Here is a 1,770-nt window from a genome sequence, read left to right on the forward strand (position 1 = left end):
CCCAGCAGCAGACGTCCGCGCCGTCCCCGAGAATGCCCGCGACTATGTAGCCGCGATTGACGAGTTCGGGGACGGCAGCTTCGATGTCGTGATCGTGGACGACAAGCACCGGGTGGAATGCCTGCACCGGGGGGAGTCTAAGGTCAGGCCGGGTGGGCTGCTCGTCCTTGACGACACCGACCAGCGGCAGCTCGCACGGCTGAAGAAGTCGTCGCTGCCGGGGTGGAAGACGGTGAGCTTTACCGGTTTCAAGGCCACCAGGGACGTGCGGGAGACGACGTTCTTCCACCGGCCACAGGTAGCCCCAGGTTTCCCCAACGCGGCCCGTTAGCGGGCAGGGTTGGCCGCTCCGATTCCCCTGACCATCCATAACGTTCCATACAGTAATCACAAAGCGCCGCATATGGTTCCGTCAGCTACAAAGCACTAACTTTGGGGGCTAATTCATTAATCATTACTGTATTCGGCGAAGAAGAACAGCCCGGTGACAGCTGCGAGCATGCTCTCGAACTTGCAGATCGGGCAGCGGTAGCGGCCGCCTTCCCTGCTGAGCATCCGCCATGTCTTCACCTTTGCCACGGCGTGCTCCACGGCGGCGCGGATCTTGCTGAAGATCGTGTTGAATTCACGCTGCCAGTCCGGGAGTTCCGCTCCGCTGAGGCGCTTGAGTGGCACGATCCCGATGCCGTCGACTCCGATGTAGCCGAGGTCGGCGCCAGTATTACCTGCAGTCATGGATTTCTCAAGTGCTTCCTTGAGGCCGGAGGCCTCGAACGCGTGGGCATCGTGCCGTGCGCCGTGCACGGGAACCGGGCCGATAGCGGCCACGTCGCCCTTGAGATTGCACGCGATCTGCACGTTCATTCCCGTGTACTTTGCCTTCCCGGAATACAGGTCCGGGATCGCGTTCCAGTCCCATACCGGGCAGACGGTGCCGTCTACCAGGGCAGTTCCCTCGCGGCCGAGCACCTGGACGGGATCGGGGACATAAGGAGCGAGAACCTTGCCGATTACCGGACGCAGCAGGTCCCACCGGCGGCTGACCGTCGGCTGGCTGCAATGGAAATGCGCTGCTGCGGCAGCCTGGGTTGCATTGCGGCGCATCAGCATGACGACGATGACCACCGAGTCGAGCAGCCCGACCGCCGGAGGCTTTTTCGCGCCGGCCTTGACCAGCGAGCCGATCTCCTGCATGACCAGGAGGCTCAGCTTGTGCAGTTGCCCGGTGGTCAGCCCTGTGAGATCATAGTACTCCAACGGTTCCTCCTTGTGATCCTTTCTGTCTTGTTAACCATGGATCTAAAAGGAGGAGCCGTTGCCATGTCCAGGGATTCCCGTCATTCTCAGGAAACGTTCATCTTTGCCTGTGGAATTGTGGAAAACCTTCCGTCGTGCCGACCGCCAGAGTTTCGGAGCAGAGAAATCCGAAAATGTGATGAATGAATAATCCCCCTGCTCGTCCACACGATTCCTCCCGGGCTTCCGCCTGGTTGACCTAATGCACGAACCACGGATGAGCCGGCACCTTCGCTCCGCCCCCACCGCATCAAGCAGGAGCCTCACCGCTACTACGAGCCGGTCCGCCTGCGCGCCCGCGACAGTACTCAGTGCCTTGCGGGTTCTGCCCGCTTGGCAGGCTCCCTGTCGCCCGCCACGGCGGGACGGCATCGGGGCACGCTTTCCCGCGTTCCGCACGAGAGCCGCAGATCAGGCTCACGCCGCCTCCACGCCGGGCACCACCTGGCCAGTAGGCGGGTATCCGCCAGGCTC

General features: G+C 62.3%; 2 protein-coding genes. One reads left to right on the forward strand and one right to left on the reverse strand.

What is annotated here, in order from left to right; translation table 11 throughout:
* A partial coding sequence (locus tag AC11W3_RS06070; protein ID WP_484092654.1) for a hypothetical protein occupies window positions 1–331 on the forward strand: 331 nt, incomplete at its 5' end.
* A 116-nt stretch (window positions 332–447) separates the two neighbouring features.
* On the opposite strand, the gene AC11W3_RS06075 is transcribed toward AC11W3_RS06070, so the two are convergent.
* Window positions 448–1,257, reverse strand: a complete 810-nt coding sequence (locus AC11W3_RS06075) for a transposase family protein (RefSeq protein WP_484092655.1) — start codon at window positions 1,255–1,257, stop codon at window positions 448–450.
* Window positions 1,258–1,770 lie beyond the last annotated feature (513 nt).

This window comes from Geomonas sp. (genome assembly GCF_056994735.1).